Annotated in this window: 13 protein-coding genes; 6 read left to right on the forward strand and 7 right to left on the reverse strand. The window is 46.3% G+C overall.

Annotated elements, in window-relative coordinates; genetic code table 11:
• Positions 1 to 56: 56 nt before the first annotated feature.
• Together CIL02_RS15685 and CIL02_RS15690 are read left to right on the forward strand one after the other, a co-directional pair.
• Positions 57 to 2,030, forward strand: coding sequence for a histidine kinase (locus CIL02_RS15685; RefSeq protein ID WP_170935133.1), 1,974 nt, complete (start codon positions 57 to 59; stop codon positions 2,028 to 2,030).
• 22 nt (positions 2,031 to 2,052) lie between these two features.
• Positions 2,053 to 2,808 carry a LytTR family DNA-binding domain-containing protein gene (locus tag CIL02_RS15690; protein WP_094403171.1) on the forward strand — a complete coding sequence of 252 codons (756 nt, stop codon included), beginning with the start codon at positions 2,053 to 2,055 and terminating at the stop codon, positions 2,806 to 2,808.
• 51 nt (positions 2,809 to 2,859) lie between these two features.
• Here the strand turns inward: CIL02_RS15690 and CIL02_RS15695 are convergent, their stop codons facing one another.
• Complete coding sequence (locus tag CIL02_RS15695) at positions 2,860 to 5,058, reverse strand: autotransporter assembly complex family protein (protein WP_094403172.1); 2,199 nt, start codon at positions 5,056 to 5,058, stop codon at positions 2,860 to 2,862.
• Between the two features lie 76 nt (positions 5,059 to 5,134).
• Between CIL02_RS15695 and CIL02_RS15700 the strand changes: the two genes are divergently transcribed.
• The 3 genes from CIL02_RS15700 to hisB are packed head-to-tail and all read left to right on the forward strand — an operon-like array spanning position 5,135 to position 7,836.
• Positions 5,135 to 5,899: an RNA methyltransferase gene (locus tag CIL02_RS15700; protein WP_094403174.1), complete on the forward strand. Its 765-nt coding sequence runs from the start codon at positions 5,135 to 5,137 to the stop codon at positions 5,897 to 5,899.
• Positions 5,900 to 5,923: 24 nt separating this feature from the next.
• A complete protein-coding gene (locus CIL02_RS15705; protein WP_094403175.1) occupies positions 5,924 to 6,763 on the forward strand; it encodes a hypothetical protein in 840 nt (279 codons plus the stop codon).
• Positions 6,760 to 7,836 carry a bifunctional histidinol-phosphatase/imidazoleglycerol-phosphate dehydratase HisB gene (gene hisB, locus CIL02_RS15710; protein WP_094403177.1) on the forward strand — a complete coding sequence of 359 codons (1,077 nt, stop codon included), beginning with the start codon at positions 6,760 to 6,762 and terminating at the stop codon, positions 7,834 to 7,836. Before CIL02_RS15705 ends, hisB begins: the two co-directional genes overlap by 4 nt.
• Before the next feature lie 41 nt (positions 7,837 to 7,877).
• Here the strand turns inward: hisB and CIL02_RS15715 are convergent, their stop codons facing one another.
• Positions 7,878 to 8,519 carry an HAD family hydrolase gene (locus CIL02_RS15715; RefSeq protein WP_094403242.1) on the reverse strand — a complete coding sequence of 214 codons (642 nt, stop codon included), beginning with the start codon at positions 8,517 to 8,519 and terminating at the stop codon, positions 7,878 to 7,880.
• Positions 8,520 to 8,632: 113 nt separating this feature from the next.
• On the opposite strand from CIL02_RS15715, the gene mltG reads away from it, so the two are divergent.
• On the forward strand, positions 8,633 to 9,679 hold the full coding sequence (gene mltG / locus CIL02_RS15720) for an endolytic transglycosylase MltG (protein WP_094403179.1): 1,047 nt from the start codon (positions 8,633 to 8,635) through the stop codon (positions 9,677 to 9,679).
• 88 nt (positions 9,680 to 9,767) lie between these two features.
• Here mltG and CIL02_RS16575 read toward each other — a convergent pair whose 3' ends face one another.
• The 5 genes from CIL02_RS16575 to thrS form a co-directional block, all read right to left on the reverse strand.
• Positions 9,768 to 9,950, reverse strand: a complete 183-nt coding sequence (locus tag CIL02_RS16575; protein ID WP_094403181.1) for a hypothetical protein — start codon at positions 9,948 to 9,950, stop codon at positions 9,768 to 9,770.
• Positions 9,951 to 10,188: 238 nt separating this feature from the next.
• On the reverse strand, positions 10,189 to 10,533 hold the full coding sequence (rplT, locus tag CIL02_RS15730; protein WP_094403182.1) for a 50S ribosomal protein L20: 345 nt from the start codon (positions 10,531 to 10,533) through the stop codon (positions 10,189 to 10,191).
• 37 nt (positions 10,534 to 10,570) lie between these two features.
• Positions 10,571 to 10,768, reverse strand: coding sequence for a 50S ribosomal protein L35 (gene rpmI, locus CIL02_RS15735; protein WP_094403184.1), 198 nt, complete (start codon positions 10,766 to 10,768; stop codon positions 10,571 to 10,573).
• A 75-nt stretch (positions 10,769 to 10,843) separates the two neighbouring features.
• Positions 10,844 to 11,542, reverse strand: coding sequence for a translation initiation factor IF-3 (gene infC, locus CIL02_RS15740; RefSeq protein WP_094403185.1), 699 nt, complete (start codon positions 11,540 to 11,542; stop codon positions 10,844 to 10,846).
• 213 nt (positions 11,543 to 11,755) lie between these two features.
• Complete coding sequence (thrS, locus tag CIL02_RS15745) at positions 11,756 to 13,708, reverse strand: threonine--tRNA ligase (RefSeq protein WP_094403187.1); 1,953 nt, start codon at positions 13,706 to 13,708, stop codon at positions 11,756 to 11,758.
• Positions 13,709 to 14,168 lie beyond the last annotated feature (460 nt).

Raw genomic sequence — 14,168 nt, forward strand, 5'->3', positions numbered from 1 at the left:
AAAAGGGTAATATATTGTCTTGTCGAATCCTAATAATAATTCTGACAGCCATAATTATGGCTGCCTGCAATGACTTGGACACTGACAAGTCTGATAATAATATCTCCCTATATTACCAAAGCACAGACTCTCTAAACAACAGGAATTTGGCTTTCGCAGAGAAAACCTTACGACAGTTGGACAAGACAGCCGACCAAGACAGCAACATCTACTACCTCAGCCAATGCCTAAAAGGCAAGATGGCATTCATCAATAATGACACAGAGGTAATCAATAATGTTAGGACTTTGCTTAAGAATTTCCTAAAGCGCAACAACAGCAGTCATAACGAAATAAAGGATGTCATTAGGGTTGAATACTACAGCATTGAGGGACTGTACTGGATTAAATGCGTTGGCAATACCGACTCTACGTATAAGTATTTCAACAAGGCATACATGCTGGCAAAGAATACAAAATCCATCCCAAACAGCAGCATGGTTAACATCATAATCAATCTTGCTGACACCTACAAGCAGACAGGACACTACGACCAGGCCATCATCTACTACATTGAAGCAGCTAAAAAGGCGCAGAGGGAAAAGCAAAACTACAATAACGTCATAGCCATATACATGGGTATAAGCATTGCCTATACCTCCATGGGCGACTTCAAGATGAGCGAGAAATGGTGGGACAAGTCGGGGCAGTACTGGAGCCACATGAATTCCAACGACAGGTTTATCTATCTCAACAACCGTGGGCACGATTACTACCAACGCAAACAATTTGAGAGGAGCAGGTATTATCTTGAGAAAGCAGACTCCATGCTCTCGGACAAGCCCGAAGACGAATGGAACAAGATGTTCGTCAGAGTCAACCTGTCTGATGTATACATACAACTCGGCATGTATGACAAAGCAGAGGCAATGATTCATGTCACTGAGGCTTATTTCCAGAAACAGAAATACCTCATACCCCTACATTATCTCAAGACACAGAGGATGACACTCGACCAGAAACGTAGAGGCGTACCATCTGAAAATTATTTGTCGGAAAGACTCATTGCCGATGACCTTGACAATGTTACTGGAGTGACCGAACTGAAGAGACTACGACTGCAGGCTCTCATCAATCACTATGCCGAAATAGGCGACTGCCGCAGACTCTATTCCGCAGGCGAGACGTTGAGAATACTCGACGACTCACTGCGCAACAACAATATGCGAATGAGGTTCACAACACTTGTAAAAGATTACGAGCACGACCGACGGCTGCTTCAGCAACAGAGGCAGATTGAGCGTCATAAGCAGAACTTCATTATAACAGCTATGTCAGTAGTCTTCCTGCTGATGTTCATCATAGTAAGTACACTCGTATTGCTGCTCAAACGCAGGCAGCGCAAAATTAAGGAGACAAAGCTCCTTAAGAAACTGATGGTTATGAGAATGGAGATTGTCAGAGGACGCATAACACCGCACTTCATCGGCAACTCTCTGAACATAGCCATGAATGACCAGATGGCAGGAAAGCCTATAGACCTCACTCCGTTAGTAAAACTGCTACGAATGAGTACAGAAACTGCAGACACCCTGTTTGTATCATTAGATACTGAGTTGCAGTTCATAGACTATTACGTAACGGTCATGTCCAGCTCACTCGGCCCTGATTTCAAATACAACAAGAACATAGAGCGTGACATGGATACTACGCATATTATGCTCCCGTCAATGACACTGCTCACTTTCGTCGAGAACGCTGTCAAACACGGACTGTCAAAACTACCTGACGATGTTGAGAAGACTCTCAAAATTAATATCAGGAGGCATGACAAAGGTGTAAGGATAGAAGTCATAGACAACGGCCATTGCAATAAAGATGCACAATTTTCAAACACAAACACTGGACTCAAAGTTATAAGACAGACATTAATGCTCTTAAACGAGAACTACAAAGAGAAAATGACTTTCGGTGTGGGAAACATCGAAAGCGGGCATGGCTTCATGTCATGGCTATACATACCTGATAACTTTACTTTTACCAACTATTAGAATACTCTAACCACAAAAAAAAATGAAAAGCAAACTAGTAAAAGCATACATCATAGATGACAACAGGTCCTCTATTGACATTCTCAAGAAAATGCTTGAGGACAACTACTCCGTAGAGGTTATTGGTACGACAACAGACGCACAGGATGGACTGAGGGGTATCGAGGAGTTGTCTCCCGACATACTGTTCCTTGACATAGAGATGCCAGACATATCAGGACTCGAGGTCTGCTCAACCCTCAAGGACATACTCTCTAATGACACAAAGGTTGTATTCTATACAGGCTACAACAAATACATGCTCGATGCTATACGCAGGCAGGCATTCGACTATCTGCTCAAGCCCATACAGGCTTCCGACCTCAGTACCATCATGAACCGTTATTACGAGAACAGGCTTAGCAACATAAGAACGGTGGCAACAAATTCCAACGCTACAAGCCTGCCTATACTCGTTGTAAACTCCACCAATGAGCATCTTGCCCTCAAAACCAACGACATAGCTTACTTCAGATATAACCTTACGAAGAAAGTATGGGAGATTATCAGTTCTGACACCACTGTCTACACCCTGCGCCACCGTACCTCGTCCGACATCATACTTGCCCATTCCAAGCAATTCGTACAGATACACAAGCGTTTTATTGTAAACATCAACTTTATCAACAAAATACAGGACAACACATGTTTCCTCACTGGACAACTGAGTGATATAACCGAGTTGAAGGTAAGCAAGAACTACAAAAAAGGCCTTATGGACTCTTTCTACGACCTGTAATCGTGAAAGCCGACAATGTCTCTCTGGGAGATTATCTCTCTGAGGGGCATATCAGAAAGGCAAGCCGACAGCAAAGTGGAAGGAGAAGTCCCTACCAAAATCAGGATTGAGGAACGCATAGTGTTCCTTATGGTTCTCATAGGCGGGATTGATGGCTTTCATGCCCATATCAAATCTCAGTATGAAATAGCCGAAGTTCAGACGCAAGCCAACGCCGTATGCAACGGCTATTTGCTTATAGAACTCGCTGATTTTAAACTGTCCGCCTGGTTGCTCGGCATACGAACGCAGGGTCCATATATTTCCAGCATCTATGAATGCCGCACCATCGAACTTCCAGAACAGGAAGGTACGGTACTCGGCACTTAAATCAAGCTTCATGTCTCCCGTCTGGTTGATGAAATCAATTCTTCCATCTGTTCCCTTGAACTTACCCGGACCAAGCTCTCTCACTCCCCATCCTCTTACGGAGTTTGCACCTCCCGAGAAATATCGTTTCTCAAAAGGAAGCACGGTGCTGTTGCCATAGGGATAGGCTATGCCGAAAGCACCATGAAGTGCCAAGACATTATGTGTGTCGAAGCGTATCTGTTTGGTAAAGTCGAAATCGAACTTCACGTACTGGGCATATGCAATATTGAAAAGAGTGTGCTGTCCGACATCATTCTTACGGAAACTCGCCATATTGGCGAAAGCACCGAGGAGATTGCCTGCCGTTTCGACATTTGCTCTGAGGGCAAGCTTGTCATTGTTATAAGTGATGCCGAAACCCATCTTCATTATGAACAGGTCCTCGTAATTATATCGTAGGATGGCGTTACGGTTGCTTACGCTATCAAGATAATCATGCTTGAAGGTTGCACTTATCCATGGCATATACACGTAGTTGAGGTCCAGAAGGTCGAACCTGTAGCTCACATGGTGGCGAGGCTCAGCCCATCTGTATCGCCATGCCGTAGAGAAGACTCGCCTATGAAACTCTGGTCTGTTCTGTAAGTCCCATGCGACAGAGAGCTCTGATGAGGCTGTACTCCTGCGACGGAATGTCTTTGACAGGAATGGAGCAACGAAACGTGGAAACTGCAATTTTGCCTCAACACTATACTCCTCGTAGTCTTGGTTCTGATAACCCTCAAGTCCGGTGATAGCCTCGAAGGCACCACGCAGCTCTATACTGAACAACTCGCTGCCATGAAATATATTTCTGTTCTCATATGTCAACGACGCAGCCGCGCCAAGGTCACCTGCGGTATTGGTTCCCTCTGGCTGGAATGACAGCGTATGCGGTTTGTTGGTGCTCACCTGAATGTCGCAGTCAAGAACAGATGTGTCTGGCAACTCGCTGAACTTTATATTGGTATATCTGATAGCCTTGAGCCTCGCAAAATTATTGTATGTTTTCTGAAGGGCATTGGCAGAGAATGGGGTTCCAGGTATGATTGCTGTATTATACTGCAAAACTTTCGGCCTTAGCTGTATATTTCCCTTATCGCCAGAGGCGTAGCTTACTGTACCGATGGTGTATCTTGGGTGTAGGGTCTCCGGGGCATTGCTGTTGGGCCTGTATTTGTCGAGGTGCAGCGTAAGGTCTATTTCTCTGCTGTCCCTGGCTGAGTCGGCACTGAAATGTATAAAGTCTTTGTTGAATTTGTAGTACCCATTCTCAAGAAGAAAGTTGGTAATTCGGTTTCTTTCCGCATCAAGCCGCTCAACCGTAAATGGTGCTCCCGTGCGCAAGGTATATTGCCTGTCAGCATCGAGAAGAGCCCTGATACTGTCGTCAGCGATATCATACCTTACATTTCTGAGATAATAAGGCTCTCCAGGTTTCAGAATATACGTCACACGAACCTTTTTACCCTTGTGACGAGTTTGCAGCTCCACTTCCGAATGGAGATAGCCCATATTGGACATCGCTGACCTAAGAGCCTCGCATGACCGTTCAGCCATTACGGTGTCATAGACTACAGGAGCCTCACCGATATTCTTCAGCGTACGGTTAATCCAACGAATCGTATCTGTCCCGGAAAGGGAATAGGTGGCAAGAGGTATCTTGAACAGCGAGAACCATTTGGAATTGGCTTTCTGCCTGACGTAAGGTTCAAGTAACGATACATTAAAGTCCTTCTGAGCGGACTTCACCTCCACTTGGTCAAGGAGGTAATCGCCATCAGATATAAACTTCGTTGCCGAGCACGCCGTCAGCAGTATTAGCGCTGTTAGTGCAATATATAATTTAATTAACTTCAAAGGAATACAAATTTGTTTGGCAAAGTTACAAAAAAGAACAGAATAATTACTACCTTTGCAGGAAATATTTTAATTAATGATATCCAAAGCTAAGATAAAATACATCCGTTCGCTGGAACTAAAGAAAAACCGGTTGGCAGACAATGTCTTCGTTGCTGAGGGTCCGAAGGTTGTGGGTGACTTGCTCCGTGTTATGAGAGCAAGGCTCATTGTGGCTACACAGGAATGGATGTCATGCAATGAAAGCGAATGCCATGGAGCAGAGATAATAGAAGTCTCAGCCGATGAGTTACGCAAGGTGAGCTTCCTACAGACTCCGCAAGACGTGCTTGCTGTCTTCAACATGCCAGACAGGAATGATACAGACAACTGCGTGGTGCCAATAGGAAAGTTGTCATTGGCACTTGACGGTGTACAGAACCCAGGGAACCTCGGAACCATCATCCGTATAGCCGACTGGTTTGGCATCACAGAGATTTTCTGCAGCAACGACACTGCCGATGCGTTCAATCCAAAGGTAGTACAGGCAACCATGGGAAGCATAGCAAGAGTCAGCATACGATATGTAAATCTCTCAGAGATGCTCTCTACCCTGCCCGACGGTTTTCCTGTCTATGGCACATTCCTCGACGGCGAGGATATATACCAGCAGACGTTGTCAGACGAGGGACTCATCATCATGGGCAACGAGGGTAACGGTATCAGCCACGAGGTTGGACGACAGATAAACAGACGGTTGCTCATTCCCAACTTCTCTACATCAGAAGACCGGGCAGAGAGCCTTAACGTTGCTATTGCCACGGCGATAACCTGCTCGGAGTTTAGAAGAAAACGCAAATAAGCCAATAATAACAAATAAGCCAATATGGAATCAGAACTTATAAAGAGCCGCAGTTTCTCTTCTTGCATAAAAGCTGCTTTCAATACCTATTGCACAAATGCCAACACCATTCTGCGCAACACCTGGCTGCCAGCATTGGTCAACGCCATGGTTGTAGGACTTGTCCTGTCTTCAAAGACCATTTTAGGAGCGGCAGCATTTGTGCCCCAGCTCATAGCCAGTTTGCTGACAATATTCACAAACGCATGGCTCTACGGGTGCTTGTTCAACATGCTTAACGCTAACGGACTCCGCACAAACCTACAACGCGTGTTCTATGTCCTGTTGTCAATGACTGCCATCAGCATCGCCTTTGGTTTTCTGATAGGATATGCAGCAATGTCCGTAACCGCCAATGCAAATGGTTCAATGTTATCAGCCTTGGCAATTCTGGGGATGTATGCAATCATCATGGCGTTTCTTCTGCCAATCATCTACTCTGGCATCAAATATATAATGGAAAAGAACATGAGGCTAATAGATGTTTTCAGCAAACAGTATATCGTTGGTCTCAAGTCGTGGGGATATCTCTTTATGGTCATGCTCCTCGTTGGTATCGTATTTACTATTGTTGTCATACCGGCTTTCACTCCAGTAAGCTCACTGATGCTTGCGGCTGCCAATAATGCCCAAGGTGTTGGCATGGGCGACCCTTCAGGACTCCCTGCCCTCTTCGGGCTTCGCCTGTTCGTTACTGCATCCTTGTCGGCTTTTGTCCTCAGCTACGTATCCATCTGGGGCACGCTGGCCGCATACTATGCCTATGGAGCGATAGAGAAGAAAAACATAGACCGAAAGAACATAATAGCACAAACACAGGAATGAAAAAAGAAAGACTACTGTTCATAGACCGTGACGGTACTATCATCGAGGAACCGGAAGACGAGCAGATTGACTCGTTTGCAAAACTGAAATTCACACGTGGCGTATTCGGAAGCATGGCGTTCATCAGGCAGCACCTCGACTTCAAATTCGTAATGGTGAGCAATCAGGACGGACTGGGAACCGACAGCTTCCCCGAGGACACCTTCTGGCCCGTACACAACTTCATCCTTCAGACTCTTGAAAGCGAGGGAGTGACGTTCGATGACATAAAGATCGACCGCCATTTCCCAGAGGACAACTCACCGATGAGGAAACCCGGTACAGGAATGCTCACCGAATATATGGACACGGAGAAGTACGACCTTGCCAACAGCTATGTCATTGGCGACAGGGAAACGGATGCCCAACTGGCTGAGAACCTTGGATGCAAGGCACTGATACTGGGACGCGACGGTATGACATGGGAGAAAATCACCGAGATACTCTTTGCCGGTGAGCGCAAGGCTCAGGTCAGACGCACTACCAAGGAGACGGATATTGACATTCGGCTGAACATTGACGGCACTGGCAAATGCGATATCAGCACAGGGCTGGGCTTCTTCGACCACATGCTCGAACAGATAGGCAAGCACGGCATGATGGACCTCTACATACACACACGTGGCGACCTGCATGTAGACGAGCACCATACCATCGAGGACACGGCTCTGGCTCTTGGCGAGTGTCTGCTAAAGGCTCTTGGCGACAAGAGAGGCATCGAGCGCTATGGCTACTGTCTGCCTATGGACGACTGCCTGTGCCAGGTTGCTCTCGACTTTGGCGGACGCCCTTGGCTGGTATGGGATGCCGACTTCCACAGGGAGAAAATCGGTGAGATGCCAACGGAAATGTTCCTTCACTTCTTCAAGAGTCTTAGCGATGCCGCAAAGATGAACCTCAACATAAAGGCAGAAGGGCAGAATGAGCACCATAAGATTGAGGGGATATTCAAGGCTCTGGCACGTGCGCTGAAAATGGCTGTCAAGAGGGACATACACCATTTTGAGTTGCCATCAACAAAGGGAATGCTTTAAGGTGGGTTCGATTAATTCCCACCTTAACAATTATACAAGCATCATAGCAGAAGGATATCAGATGCCTTATTGGCAAAGGTATCCGCACCATGGGCAACGAGGAAATCCCTGTCTCTAAATCCCCATAGCACGCTGATACACGGAATACCACAATTGCGGGCAGTCATCACGTCTACATCACTGTCACCAATATACACAGTTCCTTCTTTACCGGTTCCAAGCTGCCTCATAGCCTCTATGACGGTATCTGGAGCCGGCTTTTTTCTTATGCCCTCACGCTCTCCTATGGCAACAGTTATATAATCACCAAAGAAGTGGGCCACCAATTCCTGAGTGGCAGCATAGAACTTGTTGCTTACTACGGCAACGGATGCCCCATTGCGCCGCAGGCTTGCCAGCATATCCATAACACCAGGATAAGGACATGTGGTATCAAGGTTGTGCTCCATATAGTGCCGTCTGAACGTTGCATACGCTGCGTCGAAAGCAGGATTGGCTTCACCGTTTGGCACAGCCCGCTCCATGAGCTTTCTTACGCCATTGCCTACGAACATCCTTACTTCCTCAAGGGTACGTTCGGGCAGGCCGTTAGTACGGAGGGCATAGTTGCAGCTCGACGCAAGGTCACCAAGAGTGTCAAGGAGTGTGCCGTCGAGGTCGAAGATATAAGCATTGTACTTCATCATCTTGTTCTATTATTATATTTTGTAGCGCAAAGATAACATTTTTATATTGCTGTAGGGTCGGAGTATTCATTTTTTTGTTATCTTTGCATGGATTTTTGATACATATCATTATGAAAGGCAAACCAAATCTAAAGTTTATAGTACCAGCCGCATTATGCGTAATGGTATTAATGGCTGTTGTATGCTTCTACCTGTTCGCGGCGTTCAGCAACAACAAGGAAACAGCATATCTGTATATTGATGGAGATGACAACATTGACTCTGTCTTCACTAAGATTACTCCCATGGCAACCGACCACGGAATGGCAACATTCAAGATTCTGGCACGACACACAAGCTATGACGGGAACGTTAAGACAGGACGCTACGCCATCACACCAGGACAAAGTGCCCTGGCAATATTCAGGCATCTGAAAAACGGTATGCAGACTCCAGTCAATCTTACAATACCTTCCGTGAGGACAACAGAAAGGCTCGCTGCAGAACTTAGCAAGAAACTCATGCTTGACAGTGCAGAGATAGCCGATGCCCTATCTGATGAGGCTACATACAGCAAATACGGATATGACACAGCCACCATCATCTGCATGTTCATCCCGAACACATACGACGTCTACTGGAACACATCTATTGAGAAACTGCTCAACAGGATGGACAAGGAGAGCAAGAAGTTCTGGAAAGGCGAGCGTGAGGCCAAGGCCAAGGCTATGTCGCTAACGCCTGTTGAGGTTATGACGTTGGCAAGCATTGTCGACGAGGAGACGGCCAATGATGCCGAGAAACCCATGATAGCGGGAATGTACTACAACAGGCTCACACTCCGCAACGCAGAATATCCCGACGGCATGCCACTACAGGCAGACCCAACAATAAAGTTCGCATGGAAGGATTTCGACCTGAGAAGAATTTACAACAAGCTGTTGCATATCGACAGTCCATACAACACCTACCGCTATCCCGGTCTTCCTCCCGGTCCTATCCGCATTCCTTCCATTGCAGGCATCGATGCCGTTCTCAATCATGTAAAGCACGATTATCTGTATATGTGCGCAAAAGAAGACTTCAGCGGCACCCACAATTTTGCCAAGACCTACACAGAGCACCTTGCCAATGCTGCAAAATATTCAGCTGCACTAAACAGGCGGGGAATAAAATAGAAACTATTTATTTATTATCAAAAATCAAAACAGGTGAGACAGCCTCTGTCTCACCTGTTTTAATTTTCCTCCCCTATCTTATCTATCCCTAAATCTCCTCTATCTTATCTATTTTATCTATCTCCTCTATCTTATCTATCTCCTCTATCCTTCCTAAACAAAAAAACTGGATTTCCCGACTTCCGATATACTCGGCCACGAGATTCTGTGGCAATTTTTTATAATAATCTAAGAAGGTAATCATTACTCTATGAACCTCTAAGCCTTGCATTCTTTAGCCGGGCAAATCCAGCAATATCGTCACCTTATGGAATATGATGGTTCCTCTTTTTCCTCTATTACAAGTGCAAAGTTAATAATTTTCCAACTAAATAGCAAGTATAAAGCAAGAAAATACTAACTAAATAACAGAAAATAATGCTTTTTTCATATAAAATATATTGTACAACATAAAAAAAAACTGCTGCCATTGTAAGAATGACAGCAGTTAAACAGATATGAAGGCTTATTTATTTCACCTTATCAACGATAGCCTTGAAAGCCTCGGGATTATTCATGGCGAGGTCAGCGAGAACCTTACGGTTGATCTCGATACCAGCCTTGTGAAGAGCACCCATAAGCTGTGAATAGCTCATATTCTCCTGACGTGCGGCAGCGTTGATACGCTGAATCCACAATGCACGGAAAGTGCGCTTCTTGTTCTTACGGTCACGATAAGCATAAGTAAGACCCTTCTCCCAGGTGTTCTTTGCTACTGTCCAAACGTTCTTCCTTGCTCCAAAATAACCTTTGGTAAGCTTAAGAATTCTTTTTCTCTTGGCTCTTGACGCAACGTGATTTACTGATCTTGGCATAGTTTTCTTCTTTTTTAATGTTAGACTAAAAAGTTAATTAGCGAAGGCGCAGCAAGTCGCGTACCTGCTTCATGTTGTCCACGTCAACGATTGTTGTGTGAACAAGGTTTCTCTTCTGTTTCTTTGTCTTCTTAGTCAGAATGTGACTGTGGTAAGCATGTCTTCTCTTAATCTTACCAGTTCCGGTGAAAGAGAATCTCTTCTTTGCGCCGGAGTTTGTCTTTACTTTTGGCATTTTTTTGTTATGTTTAAATTGTTATTATTATGTGGCAACGCATATACCGGGCGTTACGCACTTGTTTACTTGCTATTATTTCTTAAGCTTCTCAAGAGCTTCAGAGCCGTTCTTGGCATTTGCGAACAGACCGCCTGATGCTGGAATATCAAGTTCCTCACTATCGGTAGCAACCGCTGACAGCTTTTCTGTTGCAGCCTTCTCTGCCTCTCTCTTCTCCCTATCAAGTTTCTGTTGGCTCTTCTTTGCTACGCCAGCCTTCTTGGGTGCGAGATATAGGAACATCTTCTTGCCCTCAAGCTTTGGCAACTGCTCCACCTTACCAAATTCCTCAAGGTCATTGGCGAAACGCAACAGGAGAACTTCTCCTTGCTCCTTGAAGAGGATGCTTCGACCACGGAAGAACACGTAAGCACGAACCTTATTGCCTTCCTCCAGAAATTCCTTGGCATGTTTGAGCTTGAACTGATAGTCATGCTCATCGGTCTGCGGTCCGAACCTTATTTCCTTCACCTCAACCTTCACCTGCTTCTGCTTCATCTCTTTCTGATGTTTCTTCTGCTGGTAGAGGAACTTTGAATAGTCGATGAGACGACAAACTGGCGGTTGTGCGTTAGGTGATATTTCTACAAGATCGACCTCCATCTGCCTGGCCATTTCCAAAGCTTGGCGAGTTGGCATCACTTGTGCACCATCTTCTCCTACAACACGAACTTCCCGAGCGCGAATCTGTTCATTCACGCGGTACTGAGTCTTCATTTTGTCATTCTTCATTCAACTATATTAAGTGTCTTTTTGCTAAACGGCTGCAAAGTTACGAAAAAGTGCTCAATATACAAAACAAATTTAAAAGTTTTTTCTGTTTCCCGATTAGTTTTTTGTTTGTAAGTCACAGGGTTGGCTTCTATTGTCATAAGAAACAAATATAACAAGTGTCGCCCTCTGATATGGAGAGCGACACCTATTATATATAATGTACCAACAATACTATTCGTTAAGTGCAGAGAGCATATCTGCCACCTCGGCATTGATGCGTCCGGCAAACTCTTCCATGCTCATGGTAGCCTGTTCGCCACCACCCTGCTTGCGCATGCTGACAAGACCCTCGGCAGCCTCCTTCTCTCCGACAACCACCATGTAGGGAACACGCTTCAGCTCATTGTCGCGTATCTTACGGCCAATCTTCTCGTTGCGGTCGTCGATGGTGGCGCGCACACCCTTGCTGTCGAGGAAGCTGGCAACCTTGCGGGCATAGTCGTTGTATTTCTCCGAGATAGGAAGTATGGCAACCTGGTCAGGAGTGAGCCACAGTGGGAAGTGTCCTGCCGTGTGCTCGATGAGCACGGCTGTGAAACGCTCCAGACTTCCGAACGGCGCACGGTGTATCATCACAGGAGTCTTCTTGCTGTTGTCCTCAGCAGTGTATTCCAGCTTGAACCTCTGTGGCAGGTTGTAGTCTACCTGAATGGTACCCAGCTGCCAGCGGCGGCCAATGGCATCCTTTACCATGAAGTCGAGCTTCGGACCATAGAATGCAGCCTCGCCAATCTCGCAGCGGGCGCTAAGTCCCTTCTCGGCACAAGCCTCCTTGATGGCATTCTGGCTCTCTTCCCAAATCTCGTCAGAGCCGATGTACTTCTCCTTGTCGGCTGGGTCACGGAGTGAGATCTGTGCCTCGTAGTTCTCGAAGTTGAATATCTTGAACACCTTGAGAATGATGTCGATGACATTCTCAAACTCTGCCTTCACCTGCTCAGGGCGCACTAAGATGTGTGCATCGTCCTGAGTGAACGTGCGCACACGTGTCAGTCCGTGCAGCTCACCGCTCTTCTCATAGCGGAACACAGTACCGAACTCGGCAATGCGCAGAGGCAGGTCCTTGTATGAGCGTGGCTTGCGTGAATAAATCTCACAGTGGTGAGGGCAGTTCATTGGCTTAAGCATATACTCCTCGTCCTCCTCCGGAGTGTGTATAGGCTGGAAGGCGTCCTTGCCGTAATGGGCGTAGTGTCCGGAAGTTACGTATAGGCTCTTGCCGCCGATACCCGGAGTGATAACCTCCTGATAGTTGTATGGCTTGAGCAGGCCGCGCAGCAGTTCCTGCAGGCGCAGGCGCAACTGTGTACCCTTCGGCAACCATATTGGCAGACCCTTGCCTACCCTGTCCGAGAACATGAACAGTTCCATCTCCTTGCCTATCTTGCGGTGGTCGCGCTTCTTGGCTTCCTCCAGCATCACGAGATACTCGTCAAGCATCTTCTTCTTCGGGAAGGAGATACCGTAGATACGTGTCATCTGCTCGCGCTTGGCATCGCCACGCCAGAAGGCTCCGGCAACACTCGTTATCTTGACAGCCTTGATAAGTCCGGTCGATACAAGGTGCGGGCCACGGCAAAGGTCGGTAAAGGCACCCTGTGTATATGTAGAGATTGTGCCGTCCTCAAGGTCCTGGTCAATGTGCTCACACTTGTAGAGCTGTCCGTCGGCATTGAACTCTGCCAGCGCGTCGGCCTTCGACACGTCCTTGCGCACTACAGGCTCATCCTTCTTGGCCAGTTCCATCATCTTTGCCTCTATCTTGGGGAAGTCATTCTCTGAAATCACCTGTCCCTCTGCCGGCATCACGTCATAGAAGAAGCCACTCTCCACAGCCGGACCAAATCCGAACTGTATGCCAGGGTACAGCTCCTGGAGAGCCTCGGCGAGCAAGTGTGCCGATGTATGCCAGAAGGTGTGCTTGCCTTCCTCGTCCTCAAACTTGTACAGGGCGATGGTGGCATCAGTGTTGATGGGACGGTTAAGTTCTACAGTTTCACCATTTACTCCGCAAGATACAACGTTGCGAGCGAGAGCCGGCGAAATGCTCTCGGCGATTTGAAAGCCAGTAACTCCCTCTTCGTATTCACGAACGGAGCCGTCTGGAAAAGTAATTTTAATCATAACAAATTAAACAATTATTTGTACTTAAATGATAATTGCTTGCAAAGTTATAGAAAATATATGAAAAGACGAATGTTTGCCAATGTTTTTTTTAAAAACCATCAGCATCTTTTTTATCCGACACCATGGCGTGGTCCTCGCCTCTCATCGCTTGCTACACCTATTTATATATGGTTCGTCAGACGTTTAGAGCGAGTACCACTTACTGCTGCGTGGCCTCTGGATATTATATGCGTGGCCTCTGGATAATATATGCGTGGCCGATAAGGTTAATAACCTTACTGGCGTAAGGTTATTAACCTTGCAGCCGTAAGGTTATTAACCTTATCGGCTGTGCAATTGTATTCTTGGTCCATTACATATATATCAGACTCTCTTTGAGAACAATAGGCTATAAGACATCAATCCATATTTCGGACGGGCCTTATATATTATATGGTTCAAGTCTCACCCCACAGTA

It is taken from the genome of Prevotella sp. P3-122, from assembly GCF_002251365.1.
In the GTDB taxonomy this organism is placed as follows: domain Bacteria; phylum Bacteroidota; class Bacteroidia; order Bacteroidales; family Bacteroidaceae; genus Prevotella.

What these genes read in the sequence shown, in the direction of transcription:
- CIL02_RS15700 (WP_094403174.1), top strand. Translation starts at nt 5,135, where the DNA reads ATGATATCCAAAGCTAAGATAAAATACATCCGTTCGCTGGAACTAAAG.
- mltG (WP_094403179.1), top strand. Translation starts at nt 8,633, where the DNA reads ATGAAAGGCAAACCAAATCTAAAGTTTATAGTACCAGCCGCATTATGC.
- CIL02_RS15690 (WP_094403171.1), top strand. Translation starts at nt 2,053, where the DNA reads ATGAAAAGCAAACTAGTAAAAGCATACATCATAGATGACAACAGGTCC.
- CIL02_RS15705 (WP_094403175.1), top strand. Translation starts at nt 5,924, where the DNA reads ATGGAATCAGAACTTATAAAGAGCCGCAGTTTCTCTTCTTGCATAAAA.
- CIL02_RS16575 (WP_094403181.1), bottom strand. Translation starts at nt 9,950, where the DNA reads ATGCAAGGCTTAGAGGTTCATAGAGTAATGATTACCTTCTTAGATTAT.
- infC (WP_094403185.1), bottom strand. Translation starts at nt 11,542, where the DNA reads ATGAAGAATGACAAAATGAAGACTCAGTACCGCGTGAATGAACAGATT.
- rpmI (WP_094403184.1), bottom strand. Translation starts at nt 10,768, where the DNA reads ATGCCAAAAGTAAAGACAAACTCCGGCGCAAAGAAGAGATTCTCTTTC.
- thrS (WP_094403187.1), bottom strand. Translation starts at nt 13,708, where the DNA reads ATGATTAAAATTACTTTTCCAGACGGCTCCGTTCGTGAATACGAAGAG.
- rplT (WP_094403182.1), bottom strand. Translation starts at nt 10,533, where the DNA reads ATGCCAAGATCAGTAAATCACGTTGCGTCAAGAGCCAAGAGAAAAAGA.
- CIL02_RS15715 (WP_094403242.1), bottom strand. Translation starts at nt 8,519, where the DNA reads ATGAAGTACAATGCTTATATCTTCGACCTCGACGGCACACTCCTTGAC.
- hisB (WP_094403177.1), top strand. Translation starts at nt 6,760, where the DNA reads ATGAAAAAAGAAAGACTACTGTTCATAGACCGTGACGGTACTATCATC.
- CIL02_RS15685 (WP_170935133.1), top strand. Translation starts at nt 57, where the DNA reads ATGGCTGCCTGCAATGACTTGGACACTGACAAGTCTGATAATAATATC.